The organism is Streptomyces sp. NPDC093261, from assembly GCF_044753645.1.
Classification (GTDB): Bacteria; Actinomycetota; Actinomycetes; order Streptomycetales; family Streptomycetaceae; genus Streptomyces.
In genome coordinates this window covers 164,070-180,832 of record NZ_JBIVNO010000014.1, presented here as the reverse complement: position 1 = coordinate 180,832, position 16,763 = coordinate 164,070, and the positions used below count along the sequence as shown (strand labels likewise).

Annotated in this window: 17 protein-coding genes; 10 read left to right on the top strand and 7 right to left on the bottom strand. The window is 71.9% G+C overall.

Annotated elements, in window-relative coordinates; all coding sequences use genetic code 11:
• Positions 1–8: 8 nt before the first annotated feature.
• The gene (locus ACIP94_RS26915; RefSeq protein ID WP_402430776.1) at positions 9–1,313 is read right to left on the bottom strand and encodes a lysine N(6)-hydroxylase/L-ornithine N(5)-oxygenase family protein; all 1,305 of its coding nucleotides are present in this window, start codon (positions 1,311–1,313) and stop codon (positions 9–11) included.
• Between the two features lie 356 nt (positions 1,314–1,669).
• Here ACIP94_RS26915 and asnB point away from each other — a divergent pair, with 356 nt between their 5' ends.
• Complete coding sequence (asnB, locus tag ACIP94_RS26910) at positions 1,670–3,508, top strand: asparagine synthase (glutamine-hydrolyzing) (protein ID WP_402430773.1); 1,839 nt, start codon at positions 1,670–1,672, stop codon at positions 3,506–3,508.
• 92 nt (positions 3,509–3,600) lie between these two features.
• Here the strand turns inward: asnB and ACIP94_RS26905 are convergent, their stop codons facing one another.
• Positions 3,601–4,311 carry a SchA/CurD-like domain-containing protein gene (locus tag ACIP94_RS26905; RefSeq protein ID WP_402430770.1) on the bottom strand — a complete coding sequence of 237 codons (711 nt, stop codon included), beginning with the start codon at positions 4,309–4,311 and terminating at the stop codon, positions 3,601–3,603.
• Between the two features lie 412 nt (positions 4,312–4,723).
• Between ACIP94_RS26905 and ACIP94_RS26900 the strand changes: the two genes are divergently transcribed.
• The 7 genes from ACIP94_RS26900 to ACIP94_RS26870 all read left to right on the top strand — a co-directional run bounded on the left by ACIP94_RS26900 (position 4,724) and on the right by ACIP94_RS26870 (position 8,423).
• On the top strand, positions 4,724–5,053 hold the full coding sequence (locus ACIP94_RS26900; RefSeq protein ID WP_402430767.1) for a TcmI family type II polyketide cyclase: 330 nt from the start codon (positions 4,724–4,726) through the stop codon (positions 5,051–5,053).
• 2 nt (positions 5,054–5,055) lie between these two features.
• Entirely contained in the window at positions 5,056–5,523 is a 468-nt protein-coding gene (locus ACIP94_RS26895; RefSeq protein WP_402430764.1) for an anthrone oxygenase family protein, read from the top strand.
• A 74-nt stretch (positions 5,524–5,597) separates the two neighbouring features.
• Positions 5,598–6,635 carry a methyltransferase gene (locus tag ACIP94_RS26890; protein ID WP_402430761.1) on the top strand — a complete coding sequence of 346 codons (1,038 nt, stop codon included), beginning with the start codon at positions 5,598–5,600 and terminating at the stop codon, positions 6,633–6,635.
• Between the two features lie 58 nt (positions 6,636–6,693).
• Positions 6,694–7,443: an SDR family NAD(P)-dependent oxidoreductase gene (locus ACIP94_RS26885; RefSeq protein ID WP_402430758.1), complete on the top strand. Its 750-nt coding sequence runs from the start codon at positions 6,694–6,696 to the stop codon at positions 7,441–7,443.
• Positions 7,444–7,446: 3 nt separating this feature from the next.
• Positions 7,447–7,773, top strand: coding sequence for an antibiotic biosynthesis monooxygenase family protein (locus ACIP94_RS26880; protein ID WP_402430755.1), 327 nt, complete (start codon positions 7,447–7,449; stop codon positions 7,771–7,773).
• Positions 7,770–8,075: an antibiotic biosynthesis monooxygenase family protein gene (locus ACIP94_RS26875; RefSeq protein ID WP_402430752.1), complete on the top strand. Its 306-nt coding sequence runs from the start codon at positions 7,770–7,772 to the stop codon at positions 8,073–8,075. The genes ACIP94_RS26880 and ACIP94_RS26875 overlap by 4 nt, the downstream gene beginning before the upstream one ends.
• Before the next feature lie 78 nt (positions 8,076–8,153).
• On the top strand, positions 8,154–8,423 hold the full coding sequence (locus ACIP94_RS26870; protein WP_402430749.1) for a hypothetical protein: 270 nt from the start codon (positions 8,154–8,156) through the stop codon (positions 8,421–8,423).
• 141 nt (positions 8,424–8,564) lie between these two features.
• Here ACIP94_RS26870 and ACIP94_RS26865 read toward each other — a convergent pair whose 3' ends face one another.
• From ACIP94_RS26865 to ACIP94_RS26845, 5 genes are all read right to left on the bottom strand, one after another.
• The gene (locus ACIP94_RS26865; protein ID WP_402430747.1) at positions 8,565–9,362 is read right to left on the bottom strand and encodes a BTAD domain-containing putative transcriptional regulator; all 798 of its coding nucleotides are present in this window, start codon (positions 9,360–9,362) and stop codon (positions 8,565–8,567) included.
• A gap of 237 nt (positions 9,363–9,599) precedes the next feature.
• Complete coding sequence (locus tag ACIP94_RS26860) at positions 9,600–10,943, bottom strand: acyltransferase domain-containing protein (protein ID WP_402430745.1); 1,344 nt, start codon at positions 10,941–10,943, stop codon at positions 9,600–9,602.
• Between the two features lie 123 nt (positions 10,944–11,066).
• The gene (locus ACIP94_RS26855) at positions 11,067–11,504 is read right to left on the bottom strand and encodes a cobalamin B12-binding domain-containing protein (protein WP_402430744.1); all 438 of its coding nucleotides are present in this window, start codon (positions 11,502–11,504) and stop codon (positions 11,067–11,069) included.
• 144 nt (positions 11,505–11,648) lie between these two features.
• Positions 11,649–13,253 (bottom strand): methylmalonyl-CoA mutase, encoded by a 1,605-nt coding sequence (locus ACIP94_RS26850; RefSeq protein ID WP_402430741.1) that lies wholly within the window; start codon positions 13,251–13,253, stop codon positions 11,649–11,651.
• Positions 13,250–14,251 carry a beta-ketoacyl-ACP synthase III gene (locus ACIP94_RS26845; RefSeq protein ID WP_402430738.1) on the bottom strand — a complete coding sequence of 334 codons (1,002 nt, stop codon included), beginning with the start codon at positions 14,249–14,251 and terminating at the stop codon, positions 13,250–13,252. Before ACIP94_RS26845 ends, ACIP94_RS26850 begins: the two co-directional genes overlap by 4 nt.
• Positions 14,252–14,543: 292 nt before the next feature.
• On the opposite strand from ACIP94_RS26845, the gene ACIP94_RS26840 reads away from it, so the two are divergent.
• Both ACIP94_RS26840 and leuA read left to right on the top strand, forming a co-directional pair.
• On the top strand, positions 14,544–15,014 hold the full coding sequence (locus ACIP94_RS26840; protein ID WP_402430735.1) for an anthrone oxygenase family protein: 471 nt from the start codon (positions 14,544–14,546) through the stop codon (positions 15,012–15,014).
• Positions 15,015–15,032: 18 nt separating this feature from the next.
• Positions 15,033–16,751, top strand: a complete 1,719-nt coding sequence (gene leuA, locus ACIP94_RS26835) for a 2-isopropylmalate synthase (protein WP_402430732.1) — start codon at positions 15,033–15,035, stop codon at positions 16,749–16,751.
• The last annotated feature ends 12 nt before the right edge of the window (positions 16,752–16,763 follow it).

The following is a 16,763-nucleotide window of genomic DNA, read 5'->3' as shown; positions in this document are numbered from 1 at the left end:
AGCGGTCCTCACGCCCAGAGCGTCTGCACCTGCTCGTCGCGGATGGGGAACGCCTCGCGTTCCAGCAGGGAGTTGAGGATGGCCGCGCTGCGCACCGACAGCAGGCTCAGGTTCGGGTCGGCCACTCCATGGCTGGACTGGGCGCGGTTCTGTACGAAGACCTTGTGGCGGTCGGCGTGCTTCCAGCGCAGTGAGTAGTCGGCTTCGACGTACGGCTCCTCGCCGGGCTCCAGGTCGAGGACGTCCGGTGCGAGGGGCAGCGGTGCCGGGCGGCGCCCGGTGGCGAGGACGACATGGCGCGCGGTGTGCCGCTCGTGTCCCCCGGCCGCCCGGCGGCAGCGCAGCACCACCAGGTCGTCCTGGTGCGCGGCCTCGACGACGTCCCGCCCGGGAAGCATCATCACCGGGGAACGGCCCTCGCTGAGCCATGTCTCGTAGTTGGCCTGGTAGAGCTCCTGGAGGGTGGACATCGACACGCCGTCGCTGGTGAGGATCTGCTCGGCGACATACCGCTCGCGGACCTGGCCGGGCAGGGCCTGGAAGTGGCGCAGATAGGCCGGGCGGAAGAAGTCGTTGGCGGGCGGCGAGTCGTCCAGCGGCGCGAACCAGGGGCGGCGGCCGATCCAGCGGATCTCCCGCAGTCCGTAGCTGAGCAGCGCGAGAACCGCCTCGGCACCGGTCTGGCCCCCGCCGACCACGACCGCGGGCTCGTACGGGGCGCAGCGGCATGTCTCGAAGTGCTCGCCGATCTCCTCCGCGAGGAGCACACCGGGGATCCGGCGGTCCCGGAAGCAGTCGGGGACGTGGGGCCGGGTGCCGGTGCCGACGACGAGGTGGTCGCTGGTGGCGACCGGGCCGTCGGCGTCGTGGAGCACGAATCCCTCGCCCGGCCCGGCGAACCGGACGTCCCTGATGTCGACGCCGTAGCGGATGTTGGTCAGCTGCTCGGCGGCCCAGGAGAGATAGCGGTCGTACTCCAGCCGCGGGATCGCGTCGAACTGCGCGTTCAGAAAGGCGTAGACGCGGCCGGTGGTGACCAGGTAGTTGAGGAACGACAGACGGTTGCGGGGGTCGACCAGGGTGGTCAGGTCCTTGATCCAGGAGGTCTGGAGGCGAGCCCCCGGGTGCATCAGACCGGGGTGCCAGGCATGGGCCGTACGCCGGTCGAAGAGCACCACGTCGTGGGGCAGGACGTCGTCGGCCAGGGCCGCGAGGCTCAGGTTGGCCGGGCCCGCGCCGATCGCGGCGACCCGGTGGTGCGGGATGCCGTGCGGTGCGGGGTGGTTCGGCGCATGAGCGGAAGTCGACACCATGGACGGACACCTCTCCGTACGGACCGATGTGCCCACAGCGTGGCCGGGGCCGGTGGTGCAGGAATCGAGAACGTCTGAGAGCGGGGCGAGTGCGGGGTACGCCGCGTTCGGGGGACGTCGTGAGCCGGGTCGAGCCGCACGGACCGCGCCGAAGTCCCGGCCGGGCGGGCCGGGCGCCCCGCCCGGCCGGTGTCCCACGGCCCCGGTGTCTCGTTCAGACGTGCTCGACCCGCCTCCCAGGGGCCGAATCCACACTGTGCGGGTATCGCCCCGCCTCGGGTCGCAGGGCCGGCCCGCATGCCGGGTCCTCCCCGTGCCGGGCATCCCACCAGGCGTCTCGCGACAAGGAGTTCCGCATGAGCGGTATCGCCGGCTGGATCCGCTTCGGCTCCGGCCCCGGACACACACGGTCGGTGCTGGACGCGATGGCCGCCACCATGAGCCGGGACGTCCCCGCCGAGCTGCGCACCTGGCGCGGGACGCGCGGGGCGTCCGCCGCCGCACCCGGCGCCACCGCCGAACAGCGGCCGGCCCAGGCCGTCGAGGGCGACGGCCCGGACGTGGCCGTCGTCTTCGACGGTGTCCTCCACGACACCGGCCCGCTGCGCGCCGCGCTCGCCGCCCGGGGCCACCGCCCCCGCCAGGGCACCGACGCGGAGGCCGCGCTGCACGCGTATCTCACCTGGGCGGAGGACTGCGCCTCGCATCTCGACGGCGCGTTCGCGTTCGCGGTGTTCGACTTTCGGCGCGACCGCCTGCTGCTGGTCCGCGACCGGCTCGGCGTACGCCCGCTGCACTACGCCCGGCTGAACGGCACCGTGTGCTTCGCGTCGGAGCCCAAGGCCCTGCTGGCGGGCTCCCTGCTGGAGCCGGTCCTCGACGCCGACGGGCTGCGCGAGCTGTTCTCCCAGGCCAAGACGCCGGGCGCGAGCGTCTTCCGCGGCATCGCCGAGGTGCGGCCCGGTCATCTGCTCGACGCCACACACGGCGGTGTCGTCGAGCGGGCGTACTGGACGCTCCAGGCACGGCCCCACACCGACGACGCGGAGACCACGATCGCCACGGTCCACTCCCTGCTCGCCGACAGCGTCGGCCGGGCCGTCTCGGGCGCCACCCTCCCCGTCTCGCTGCTCTCCGGCGGCCTGGACTCCGGCGCGATCACCGCGCTCGCCGCCCAGGCCCTGGGGGACCGTGGCCGGCTGCGCACCGCGACCGCGACGTTCATCGGCTACGCGGAGAACTTCCGCCCGGACAATGTGCGCGCCACCCCGGACGCCCCGTACGCGGCCGAGGTCGCCCGTCATATCGGCTCCGACCACACCGACGTCGTACTCGGCACGGCGGACCTGCTCGATCCACGGCTGCGCAGGGCGGTGCTGCGGGCTCAGGACCGGCCGACCCCGTTCGCCGAGATGGACGTGGCCGGACTGCTCATCTTCCGGGCGGCCCGGGAGCACTCCCCCGTCGCGCTCTCCGGCGAGGGCGCCGACGAGATCTTCGGCGGCTTCACCGGGATGTGCGAGCTGGACGCCGGGGGCCCCGAGCAGTTCCCGTGGGTGGCGTACGAGCGGTCCCACGAGGCGTCCCGGCACGGTCTGGGCCTGGGGCTGTTCGACCGGGGACTGCTGGGGAAACTGGACCTGGCCGCCTACGGGGCCGACCGCTACCGGCAGGCCGTCGCCGAGGTGCCCCGGCTGGACGGCGAGAGCGAGCGCGACCGGCGCCTGCGCGAGGTCTGCCATCTGTACCTCGTGCGCTGGCTGCCCCGGCTCCTGGACCGCGACGACCGGCTCAGCCGGGCCGCCGGTCTCCAGGTGCGGATGCCGTTCTGCGACCACCGGCTGGTGGAGTATCTCTTCAATGTTCCCTGGGAGCAGAAGTCCTGCGACGGGCGGGAGAAGAGCCTGCTGCGGTCCGCGGTGGGCGAGCTGCTGCCCAGGTCGGTGGTGGAGCGCCGCAAGAGCCCGTTCCCGGTGAACCAGGACCCCGCGTACACCCATGTGCTGCGGCGCGAGCTGACTCGGGTGCTGGACGATCCCGGCTCGCCCGTGGCGCCGCTGCTCGACCCGGTGGCCGCCCGGGCGGCGAGCGCCGAGGCGCGCGGCGGGGCGCACTGGCTGACCCGCACGAACCTCGAGATGGTGCTGCAACTGCACCTGTGGCTCACCGAGTACGGTGTCCGGCTGGCCCTGTGACACCGGCGGCCCCCGGCCGCGCACAGCACAGCCCACCGCCCGTCGCCATGGATCCCTGCGACGGGCGGTCGGGACGCTCGGTCCGCGGGTCCTTATGAGACGTCCGCGGAGAGCATCTGCAGGCGCCGCATGGTTGCGGCGCCGAACTCCCCGGGCCCCGTCGCGTCCCGCCGGTCGGCGAGGTACGGCAGCAGGCCCTCCTGTGTCTGCGCGGCGATGCCGCTTGCGGTCAACTGCTCGACCACGGCGCCGAGTTCTCCCTCGTACTGCACCGCCCACACCAGGTAGTCGTCCTTGACGAACGCCGCCGACGCCAGCAGCGGGCCGGCGGGCCCGTCGAAGAGCGTGCCCTGCGCCTTCTCGAAGACCTCACCGAGTGCGTCGTCATGGCCGGGGGCGACGCGGTAGGTCCAGGCGGCCAGCTGTGCCGAGCGCTCGGCGCGGGCCTCCTGGAAGACGCACTGCATCAGGGCGTTCTGGAAGTACTCCCGGAAGCCCTCCACGGTCTGTGTGTCACGCGGCACCTGGAGATAGGGCGAGAGCCGGCGCTCCGCCTCCTTCACGCCCTCCTGGGCGCCCATGTGCGGGCCGATCTGCCGCAGGTCGCCCTCGAACTGCACCACACGGGTCATGAACTCGCCCCGGATGAACAGCCCGGTGGAGACGTTGCGGCCGGCCGGCCGGCCCTCTCCGTCGCGGTACTCGGCCGAGTCGGCCCGCCTGAAGTTCCGCTCGGAGAATATGTCGGCGATCTCCTCCTCGTGGCCCGTCCGGACCTTGTAGCTGATCGCGATGAAAGCCATGACGCTCCCTGTCCGCCGATGGGCTTGTCTGTGACGGATCGTGCAGCCACCCGGTCCACGCCATATCGAAGACGTCTGAAGCCACGCCGCTCCGCGCATGCGCCCGGCGGGGGTCCGGCCTGCTGGGGCCGCGGGGCCGGCGGGAGTTGCGGGGTCGGCCGGAGGGTGGCCGGCGGACGGCGGGGGCAGCCGGTTCCCCTTGGCGCGAGGCCCCGTCAGCACCCACGGCCCGGAAGCGGGCGGGCCGCCGTCATGACCCGGGGGGCGCTTCAGGCGGACTTGAGAAGCCTTGGAGGTCCCGTTGCCACGATGGCGCCCGACCACAGCCGGGGCCTCGCGGCTTGACCGTACGACCCGCGCGCCACGGTGCCCCTGGGAGCCGACGCCGCGGGTCTGGAGAGGGAGATCGCCCATGGAACACACCGACCGGACGCTCATCGTCGCCCGGCTGGACCCGGCCGACGCCCCCGCGGTGGCGAAGATATTCGCCGAGTCGGACGCGACGGAGCTGCCGCGCCTCATCGGCGCCAGGCGGCGCACCCTGTTCCGTTTCCACGATCTGTACTTCCACCTCGTGGAGTCGGACCAGGACATCCAGCCGGACCTCTACAAGGCCCGCAGCCACCCGCTCTACCAGGACATCCACGAGAAGCTGGCCCAGTACATGCGGCCCTACGACCCGGCCTGGGCAGAGCCCAAGGACGCGATGGCGCAGCCGTTCTACACCTGGCGGCGGGACTGACCGTGGGCGCCGTACGCGTACTGCTGCCCTTCGCCCTGATGGGCAACGGCCTCGCCGCGGGCGGTCTGATGATCGCGGTGCTGGGCGGGGCGCCGCTGCTGCTGTCCCTGCCGACGGAACGGTACGTGCCCACGCACCAGTTCATGGTGACCCGGTTCGACCCGTTCATGCCCGCGTGCATGCTCACCGCGCTGCTGTGCGACGTGGCCCTGGCCTTCCTCGCGCCCACGGCGCGTGCGAGCGCCCTGTTCACGGTCTCCGGGCTGCTGCTGGTCGGCGCGATCGTCGTCTCCCTGACGAAGAACGTGCCGATCAACCGGTGGATCGCCACGGTGGATCCCGGCCGGCTGCCCGCGAACTGGGAGCAGCTCGACCCGCGGGTGCGGTGGAGCAACTGGAACCGGGTGCGGACCGCGCTGGTGGTGTGCTCCCTCGCGGTTCTCGTCGCCGTCACCGGCACCCTCCTCTGAATCCCTCCCGAAGGACCTCCCCGGTCCGTCAACGGCCTTTCAGAAAGGGCTGATCGCCCATGAGCGTGGCACCCATGACCGGTGGCCCTCCCGATCCCGAGTCGCTGCCCGCCCCGGTACGGCTCGTCCTGCTGACCAATGGGCGGCGGGTCTCCGAAGTGCTGTACGTGCTGGCGGAACTGCGGATCGCCGACCACCTCGCCGACGGGCCGCTGGAGGTGGAGCGGCTCGCCGAGAAGACCGGCACCCATGCCGACTCCCTGTACCGGGTGCTGCGCTGCGCCGCGGCGTTCGGGGTGGTCGCCGAGGAGCCCGGCCGGCGGTTCGCCGAGACGGACCTCACGGTGGGCCTGCGCAGCGACATCCCGTTCAGCGTGCGCGACCTGGTCCTGTACAACAGCTCCGAGTCGGTGCGCCTGCCGTACGGCGAGATCCTGCACACGGTCCGCACCGGCGAACCGTCGTTCGAGCATGTCTTCGGACAGGGCTTCTTCGCCTACCTGTCCGGGCACCCCGAGGCGGGCGGCCTGTTCGACCGGGCGATGACCCAGATGAGCCGCTCCACCACGCATCTGTTCCTGTCGCAGTACGACTTCACGCGCTTCGCCAGCATCGCGGACATCGGGGGCGGTCGCGGCTATTTCCTCGGCGCCGTTCTGCAGAACGTGCCGGGGGCCCGGGGGCTGCTGTTCGACCAGCCCTCCGTGGTCGCCGAGGCGGCCGAGCACCTCGCCGAGGCGGGGGTCGCCGACCGGGTCGAGGTGGTGCCCGGTGACTTCTTCGGGCCGCTGCCCGCCGGCTGCGACGCGTATCTGCTCAAGCAGGTCCTGCACGACTGGGGCGCCGACGACGCCGTACGCATCCTGCGGGGTGTTCGTAGCGCGATCGGGGACCGGCCGGAGGCGCGGCTGATCGTTCTCGACCATGTGCTGGCGCCGCCGAACCAGTGGGACCAGGGGAAGTTCCTCGATCTCGACATGATGCTCCGCTTCGGCGGGCGCGAGCGGACCCTGCCCGAGTGGCGGGAGCTGCTCGCCGCGGCCGGCTTCGACCTGGTCAACGAGCCCGTCCAGGGCCGGTGGACGGTCCTGGAGTGCCGTCCCGTCCCGTGACCGGGCGCCGTACGGCGTCCGGCGACCCCGCACCGACCATCACGAGAAAGGCATCACCATGGACGTCGATCTGACCGGAAAGAGGGTGCTCGTCACCGGCGGCACCCGCGGGATCGGCCGCGGCATCGTCCTGGCGTTCGCGCGGGCCGGCGCCAAGGTCGTCACCTGCTATCGCAGCGACGGCGAGGCGGTCGAGGGCCTGGTCAAGGAACTTGCGGCCATCGGCGGCGACCACCATGTCCTCAAGGCGGACGTCAGCGACCCGGAGGCCGTGGCGCGGCTCGTCGACGAGACGGAGGCGCGGCTCGGCGCGCTGGACGTGCTGGTGAACAACGCCGGGGTGATCAGCCATGTCCCGTTCGCGGAGCTGCCGCTGGACGAGTGGCGAAGGGTGATCGACACCAATCTGACCGCGCCCTTCCTGGTGATCCAGAAGGCGCTGCCGCTGCTGAAGGAGGGCTCCTCGATCATCACGGTCGGCTCGCGCGCCGCCGTCGTCGGCATCCCGCTGCGCGCCCACTACACGGCGGCCAAGGCGGGGCTGATCGGGCTGACCCGTTCGCTGATGAAGGAGCTGGGCCCGAAGGGCATCCGGGTCAATCTGGTCGCCCCCGGTGTCATCGAGACCGAGGAGTTCGAGAAGGCGTCCCCGGAGGAGCTGGAGCGCGTCCAGACCCGCTACCGGGGCCTGACCGGCATGGGCCGGCTCGGCCGCCCCGACGAGATCGCCGGTGCCGTGCTGTTCCTGGCGAGCGACCTGTCGGCGTATGTCACCGGCGAGACGCTTCACGTCGACGGGGGGATCTGAGCCATGGCGACCGGCAGCTTCCGGGTCCTGCTGCGGGCCGAGATCAAGCCCGGTATGGCGGAGGACTTCGAGCGCACCTGGCTGGAGGTGGGGACCGGGGTCACCGGACACCCCGCCAATCTGGGCCAGTGGTTGATGAGGAGCGACGAGGACGAGCACGTCTACTACATCCTCAGCGAGTGGGTGGACGAGCCGAGCTTCCGCGAGTTCGAGCAGAGCGATCAGCACCTGGAGCACCGCACCAGGCTGCACCCGTACCGCTCGGGCGGTGCCATGTGGACCATGACGGTGGTGCACGCGCTGGACAAGCCGCGGGCGGTGACCGGGTGAGCGACCGGATCCGCATCCTGCTGTTCTGCCGGGCCCCCGCCGAGGGGCCGGAAACCATCGAGCGGGCGTACCACGAGATCAGCCGGACGCTCGCGGAGACGCCGGGGCTGCTCGGCAACGAGCTGCTGCACTCGCTGATCGAGGACGACGCGTTCGCGGTGATGAGCGAGTGGGAGAGCCTCGAGGCCTTCCACGCCTGGGACGAGGGCCCCGACCACAAGGGCCAGACGGCAGGGCTGCGGCCCTACCAGGACCGTACCCGCCGGCCCTGGGACATGTACGCGGTCCGCGCGTCCTACTGAGAACTCCCCCCATCCGGGGCGGAGGTGATGACGCATCACCTCCGCCCCGGCTTCCGCACGTCCATCGGAGGACCTGCCATGCCGCCGACCCACGGCACACACCGGCTGCTGCTCGCCCTGCGGAGCGTGGGGCGGACCGCCGTCGACGGGCTGATCATGCTCGGGGCGTACCACGGCGCGGTGCCGCCGGCCCATCTCGCGGCTCTGCTCGGCAAGGCAGCCCGCGTACGACGCGGCCGCCGCGCCCCGCTGCGCCCGGTACCCGCGCCGCCGTCGGCACCGCCGGCCGACACCCTGCTCACCGAGGCCGAACGCCGGGCCTGGGAGCGTCTGGTGGAACGGTTCTGACGGGGCCGCGGTACGCCAGAAGGCCCGCGCCTGGGGCGGCGGGCCTTCGCGTCTGCGGGAGGTGTGTCTCGTACGGGGCACGAGCGGCGTGGGGACGTTGCCGTGCTGCGGCGGACCGTGAGCGAGCGGGTCGTCTGCGCGTCAGCGGACGGAGGGATACACGCGGTCTATCCCGTACCAGCTCGTCGGCTCGCAGTTGAGTATGTCCCTCTGCACCTGCTGTATCTCGTGGTTGGGCTCAAGGCCCAGCTCCTCCTGAAGGACGTGGCGGTAGCGGTGGAAGGTCTCCAGGGCCTCACCCCGCCGGGACGACAGATGCAGAGCGATCATTAATCGGCTCTGGAACCACTCGTGCAGGGGATGGGTGACGGTGAGCGACTTCAGCTCGGAGACGAGTTCCCGGTGCCGGCCGATCCGCAGGTCGGCGTCGATGCGAAGCTCCAGTGCGTTCATCCGCTCCTCCTCCAGGTACGCCGCGTGCCCTTCGAGCACCGGCCCGCTGCGCACGCCCCCGAATACCGGTCCCTGCCACAGGGACAACGCCCGGTGGAGAAGATCGGAAGCCCTTTCCGGACGATGTTCTTCCAGAGCGCGTCGGCCTTGACCGAGCAGGCTGCGGAAGCGCACCAGGTCGACTTTTTCCGGGTCGACGTTGAGCACATAACCGGAAGGGTCGGTTCGGGTTCGAATCATTCCTTCCCGATCGCGACCGTCGGCCCCCAGGGATTTGCGCAACTGATAGACATACGTCTGCAGGGTGGCCATCGCGGTGGGCGGCGGGTTGTGCTGCCAGAGCTCCTCGGCCAGCGTCTCCGTAAGGACCAGCTTGTTGGCGCGCAGCAGCAGAGTCGCCAGCACTCTGCGTAGTTTCGGCGCGCTGGGCGTGCAGTCGATGTCCCCTTCTCTGGCCATCAGCGTGCCCAACACCGCGAACTCCATGTTTCCCCCATCCGGATTGGATGATCCATTCCCGACACTGAGCCGCACTCAACTTCCGCGGGGCGTGCCGTGTTCACAGCAGCGGTAACGGGATTCATGAACGTTGAACCACATTTCCTGACGAAAAGCTGACACAGTTGCTCACTACCGTCGAGTAACCACGGAGATTTGACTCCGCAGGCTATCCGCACGGAAAACAACCGCTCAAGGGGGCCTAAGTAAAGGGAGGAAGTACTTTCAAACAGGGCGCCCGGATTTTGCCATCGCATTAACCGCCCCCCAGTCGAGAGAGTGCCCCTCGGTCCACAGCCGGGCCGCGGCCCACAGGGCCTCCTCGCGGTCCGCGCTCCCGGTGGCGTCCTCTCTCGCGGGCAGCAGGGCCACCGCGTCGCTCCCCCCGCGGGCCACCGCCGGATGGCGCAGGGCCAGGGTCGTCAGGGCCCGGCCGGGACCGGCCTCGACCAGCAGAACCTCGTCGTCCGCGAGCAGGGTGTCGAGCGCCGGCCCGAAGAGCACCGGGTCGGACATCTGGCGCGCCCAGAACCGCGGCCGGGTCGCCTCCTCCTCGCTCACCCGGGCCCCGGTGGCCGACGAGTACAGCGGCACGACCGGCGGTGTCAACCGGACCTCCGAGAAGGCCGGTTCGAACAGCTCGGCCGCGACCAGGGCGTGCGGGGTGTGAAAGGGCTGGGGAATGCGGGCACGCCGGGCGAGGAAGCCGTCCTCGCGCAACCTCCGCTCCACCTCGGCCAGTTGGCTCTCGGGAGCGCCCAGCACCGTCTGCCGCGGCCCGTTGACCACGGCCACGCTCACCCCGCCCACCGTGTAGGGGGCGAGTTCCTCGACAGCGGCGGCGACGGCGAGCAGTCCGCCCGCCGGAACCGGCGCGTAGGTGTGGGACCGCGCGGCCATCAGCCGCGCCCCGTCGTCCGGCCCGAGGACACCCGAGACGGTGGCCGCCGCGAGTTCGCCGACGCTGTGCCCCAGCAGGGCCGTCGGCCTCGGACCCCAGCTCTCCACCATCCGGGCCAGCGCCAGGCCGACCGCGTACAGCAGCGGCTGGCCCAGCTCGCCGGAGTCGATGGAGACGCTCGGGTCCTCGGCGAGCCACTCCTCGGTCAGCGGCTTGCCCCCGGCGGCCTCGTAGCCGGCGAAGAACTCGTCCATGGCCGCGGTGAAGGCGGGATCCCGGCGGTACAGCCCGGCCCCCATACGGGGCCGCTGGGAGCCATGGCCCGGGAAGAGGAGGGCGACCGGGCGCGGCCCGGAGCCCCGGCGGACGCGGGCCTCGGAACGGGCCGAGCGCAGCAGGGCGACCGCGCGCTCGGCGTCCCGCGCGACCACCGCGCCGCGCACGGTGTGATGCGAGGTACGGGCCCCGCCGAAGCGGCGGACCGTCGCGTCGGCGGTGTCGCCGAACTTCTCGGGCGCCGTCTTCCGCAACCAGGTGGCGAGTTCTTCCCGGAGGACCGTTTCTCCCCTCTCGTCCGGCGCCGACCAGATGAACAGCCGCGGTTCGGCGGTGCCCGAGGACCCCGCCGCGCCACCGCCACGCTCCGTCCGTCCCCCGAGGTCCTTCATCTGGCCCGTGCCTCCCGTCGGTGTACGCCTTGCTACCGGTGCCCGGACGGATGCGGATCCGGTCCGGACCGGCCAGGCAGCTCGATCGAAACACCGCTGTCTGGAAGCGTTCTAAAGGCCATCTCAGGCCATCGCGATACCTTCGGTAACGGCAGGAGCCCTCCGGGCCGCGCGCCGCGCGACCTCGTCCCTGATCGTCCGCGCGATCGTGACCAGCTCACTTCCGGGTCCGAAGATCTCGTGCACACCCGCCGCGCGCAACACCTCCGCATCGGCGGACGGCACAATTCCGCCAAGGAGCACCAGAACGTCGTCCAGCCCGGAGGATCGCAGTCCGGCCAGGATGGGCGGTACGGTCGCCAGATGGTTGCCCGAGAGGCTGGACAGCCCCAGCACCTGGGCGTCCTCGGCCAGTACGGTCCCCACGATCTGGTCGGCCGTCTGGTTGCCGACGTAGACGACCTCCATGCCCTGCTGCACCAGATAGCGGCTGACGACCATGGTCCCCCGGTAGTGGGAGTCGAGGCCGGGCTTGGCCATCACGACGCGAATGCGGTCCACTTGGCTCTCCTCGTATCGTTGCGGAACCCCGGTCGGAAGACAGCGGCGGTTCGGGACGACGGCGGTGGGGGACAACGGCGGTGCGGGACAACGCCGGTACGAAGACTCCGGGCGGCGGACGGCCGCCGCCCGGCACGGTCAGGGTCAGATGAGCGGCTGCCGCCAGCCGCCGTGGAGGGCACGGAAGACCTCCGAGCACTCCCCGAGCGTCGCCCCGGCCCGCACGGCGTCCAGCAGGGGCGGCATGGTGTTGCGGTCCGAGGCGGCCGCGTCGCGCAGGTCCTCCAGCGCCGCCCGGACCCGTGCCCCGTCCCGGCCGGCGCGCAGCCGGCGCAGCTTGTCCTGCTGTGGCTCCAGGGTCGCGGGCACCCGGAACGGGTCGATGTGCAGCGGCTCGTCGGAGCGGAAGCGGTTGACGCCGACCACCGTGCGTGTGCCGTCGTCGATGGCGAGCTGGCGGTCGTAGGCGTTGGCGAGCAGGTGCTTGTGCACCCAACCCTGTTCCACGGCGGCCACCAGACCGCCCAACGCGTCGATCCGGGCCAGCAGTTCGCACACCCGCTCCTCGACCGCGTCCGTGAGGCTCTCCACATAGTGGCTGCCCGCCAGCGGATCCGCCGTACGGTCGACTCCGGTCTCGTGGCGCAGGATGTGCTGGGTGTGCAGGGCGGTCAGCGCCGCGCTCTCGGAGGGGATGGACAGGGCCTCGTCGTAGGCGCTGACGTGCAGCGACTGGGCGCCGCCGAGCACGGCCGCGAGCGCGTGGTACGCGGCCCGGGTCACGTTGTTGAGGGGCTGCTGCGCGGTGAGCGCGGACCCGGCGGTCTGCACGTGGTAGCGCAGCATCCGGCTGCGCGGCTCGCGGGCGCCGAGGCGCTCGGCGAACACCCTGGCGTAGACGCGACGCGCCGCACGGTACTTGGCGATCTCCTCGAAGAAGTCGTTGTCCGCGCTGAAGAACGCGGTCAGCCGGCTCGCGAAGGAGTCCACGGGATGGCCGCGGCGGACCATCTCCTCCGCGGTGGCGACCGCGTGCGCCACGACCAGCGCGGCCTCCTGCACGGCGTCCGCCCCGGCCTCTCGGTAGTTGTAGCCGGTGTAGCTGATCGCGTTCCAGCGGGGCACGTGCTCGAGGCAGTACTCGACGACGTCGGTGGACAGGCGGAAGGCGAAGGCCGGCTCCAGCACGCTCGGCGCGGTCAGGACCACCGTCTCCATCATGAAGTCGTTCTGCAGGGTGCCGGCGAGGGCCTCCGGCCGGTAGCCGCGGCGTTCGGCGGCCACCAGGTACATGGCCAGCACGACTCCGGCGGCGACCGGGTGGGAGACCACGATCGAGACGCTCACCTCGTCCAGCGGGATCCCGGCGTACAGCGCGAGCATGTCCTCCACGCTGTCGACGGCGACCCCGCCCTGGCCGGCGTCCGCACGGGCCAGGGGCGCGTCGCTGTCGTAGCCCCGGTTGGTGGGGAAGTCGAAGACGGTGTTGACGGCCGTGGCCCCGTGCTCCAGGAGCAGCCGCAGCCGCCGGTTGCTGTCCTCCGGGGTGCCGAACCCGGCGAGCTGGCGCACGGCCCACGGCCGCTCGCGGTACATCAGCGGGCGCACCCCGCGGGTGAACGGCGGCTCGCCCGGCGGCTCGGGGGTGCGCACCGGATGCCGCTCGGGGGTGTAGACGGCGTCCACGGGGATCCCCGCGTCGGTGGTGGCAACGGCCACGGCATCGGTGTCCTGCGGGCGTCCGCTCATGGCAGCCGCACCACTTGGGCCGCGTAGGTGAGGCCCGCACCGAAGCCGATGAGCAGCGCGAGGTCCCCGCTCGCGGCCTGACCGACGGTGAGCATGTGCTCCATGGCCAGCGGAATGGACGCCGAACTGGTGTTGCCGGTGGTGACGATGTCGTCGGCCACCACAACATGGGCGGGCAGCTCCAGTTCCTTGGCGAGGACCTCGGTGATGCGCATATTGGCCTGGTGCGGGATGAAGGCGGCGAGGTCGTCGACGGTCACACCGGCCGCGCTCATCGCCTCCCGGGCCGTCTCGGCCATCGCGTCGACCGCCCAGCGGAAGACACGCCGCCCGTCCATCCTCATCACGGGCGGCGGACCCGCGGCATCGTGCCGGTAGTCGCCCCAGGAGCGGGTCATGACCACGGCCTCGAGCTGATCACCGTCCGCTCCCCAGACCACGGGCCCGATCCCGGGCTGCTCGGACGGTCCGAGAACCGCGGCGCCGGCCCCGTCGGCGAGCAGGAAGGCGATCTGCCGGTCCGTGGGGTCCACCAGGTCCGTCAGCCGCTCCGCTCCGACCACGAGGACATGGTCGGCCTCCCCGCCGCGGATCATCGCCGAGGCGGTGCCGACCGCGTAACAGAAGCCGGCGCAGGCGGCGTTCAGGTCGAACGCGCCCGCGCGGCGCGCACCCACCCGGTGGGCGACGTCCACGGCGACGGAGGGCAGCGAGACCAGGTTGGTCGTGGTGGCCACGATGACGCAGCCGATGTCCAGCGGATCGAGTCCCGCCGCGGCGATGGCCTTCTCGGCCGCCGCGGCGCCCATCACGGCGTGGGTCTCCTCGCGCGTGGCGAAGTGCCGGCGCCGTATCCCCGACCTGGTCTCGATCCACTCCTCGCTGGAGTCGATGGACCGGCAGATCTCACCGTTGTCCACGACCCGCTGCGGTCGGTAGCCCCCGACCCCGATGATGCGGCCGAAGCGTGGCTCCTGGCGGCAACTGGCTCGCAACACGCTCTTTCCTCTCCCTCGGGAACGTCGGCCCCGCCCGGCGCGGACCCGGCCCGGACCTGCCGCGGTCCGGGCCGCCCGCGGACGCGGGCCGGTGCGGCGATGGTCTCCGGAGCGGCTCTACGGGACATCGAGCACGACTGAAGGAAGCGCAGGTACGGCCCTCGCACGCGAGGTGGCCGGGAAGCGGGCCGGGCCGGGCGTTCAGGCGGGTCCTAGCGGCCCACCAGCGGGCGTTGCCAGGGTGGCTGGCGCTTGCCGCGCCGAGGGGCGAAAGACGTAGGAGGCGAACACGTTGAGCACCTTCTTCACCCATGGACTGAGCGTGCTGGTGCTGCTGGGCAGCGGCATCGTCTCCGGGGTCTTCTTCGCCGTGGCCGTCAGCGTCATCCCGATGGCCATGGACCTGCCCGTCGACCGCTATGTGGAGGTGCACAAACTGCTCGGCCGCAACTACGACCCGATGATGCCGATCATCGTGATCACCTCGATCCTCGGGGACGTGGTGCTGGCCGTGCTGGTGGACCGTGCCTGGATCCAGGTGCTGTTCGCCCTGTCCGGGGTGCTGCTGCTCGGGGTCTCCGTGGTCTCCCGGGCGTGCAACGTCCCCATCAACCGCCAGGTCGCCCTCGTCGACGCCGGCACCATCCCGGCGGGCTGGCAGGACCCCCGGCCGCTGTGGCGCGGCTGGCACCACCTGCGCACGGTGCTGGCGCTGCTGGGGCTGGCCCTGAACGCGATCGCGGTGGCCTGGGTGGCCGTGTGACCTCGAAGGAGCACTGACATGACCGACCGACAGCGGCCCGGGCCCCTGCCGGCCCACCGCTACCGGCCGCCCGCGACGGTGGAGCTGCCGGACCGCACCTGGCCGTCGCGGACGGCCCGCACCGCGCCGCGCTGGCTCTCCACGGACCTGCGCGACGGCAACCAGGCACTGATCGACCCGATGGGCCCGACCCGCAAGCGCCGGATGTTCGACCTGCTGGTGGCGATGGGCTACAAGGAGATCGAGGTCGGTTTCCCGGCCGCGAGCCGTGCCGACTTCGACTTCGTCCGCTCCCTCGTGGAGGACGGGGCGATCCCCGAGGACGTGACCGTCTCCGTCCTCACCCAGGCCCGCGAGGAGCTGATCGCCCGCACCGTGGAGTCGGTGGCCGGCGCGCCCCGGGCGACCGTGCACCTGTACAACGCGACCTCCCCGCTCTTCCGGCAGGTCGTCTTCGACACCGACCGGGCCGGCTGCACCGCGATCGCCGTGGAGGGCACCCGGCACGTGATGGCGTACGCCGAGAAGACCCTGGGGCCGGAGACCGACCTGGGTTTCGAGTACTCGCCGGAGCTGTTCACCGACACCGAATCCGACTTCGCGCTGGAGATCTGCGAGGCGGTGATGGACGTCTGGCAGCCCGGTCCCGACCGGGAGATCATCCTCAACCTGCCCGCGACCGTCGAGCGCGCCACCCCGAACGTCTACGCCGACCAGGTCGAGTGGATGAGCCGCCACCTGTCCCGTCGCGCCTGGGTGTGCCTGTCGGTGCACCCGCACAACGACCGGGGCACCGCGGTCGCCGCGGCGGAACTGGCGGTGCTGGCCGGCGCGGACCGGGTGGAGGGCTGTCTGTTCGGGCAGGGCGAGCGCACCGGGAACGTGGACCTGGTGACCCTGGGGCTCAACCTCTTCAGTCACGGGATCGACCCGCGGGTCGACTTCTCCCGGATCGACGAGGTCCGCCGTGTCGCCGAGGAATGCACACAGCTGCCGGTGCCGCCGCGCCACCCGTACGCGGGCGACCTCGTCTACACGGCGTTCTCCGGCTCGCACCAGGACGCCATCGCCAAGGGGTTCGCGGCGATGGAGCGCACGGCCGCCGCGACCGGCACCCCCGTGGAGCGGCTGCCGTGGGCGGTGCCCTACCTGCCGATCGACCCGCGCGACGTGGGCCGCAGCTACGAGGCGGTCATCCGGGTCAACAGCCAGTCCGGCAAGGGCGGTGTGGCGCATGTGCTGCGCACCGAGCACCGCCTCAGGCTGCCGCGGCGGTTGCAGATCGAGTTCTCCCGGGTGATCCAGTCGCACACCGACGCGGCGGGCGGCGAGGTCACCCCGGCCGAGATCTGGGCGGCCTTCACCGCCGAGTATCTGCCGGGGCCCGCCCCGGGGGCCTCGGGCCTGGAACTGCTCACCCACCATCTGCTCACCGAGCCGGACGGCCGGGTGGCGCTCACCGTCCGAGTGCGGCTCGCAGGTGCCGTACGGGAGTTGACGGGCACGGGCACCGGTCCCGTCGACGCCTTCGCCCGCGCCCTGGCCGGGGCCGGGCTGCCGCTGCGGGTCCTGGACTACGCCGAGCACGCGCTGGCGTCCGGCGGCGACGCCCGCGCCGCCGCGTACGTGGAGTGCGAGGCGGACGGGCGCACGGCGTGGGGGGTGGGCATCGACGCCAACCTGGTGCGTGCCTCGCTCGCCGCCATGGTCAGCGCGGCCCGCCGCGTCCACCGGTGACCGCCCCGACGG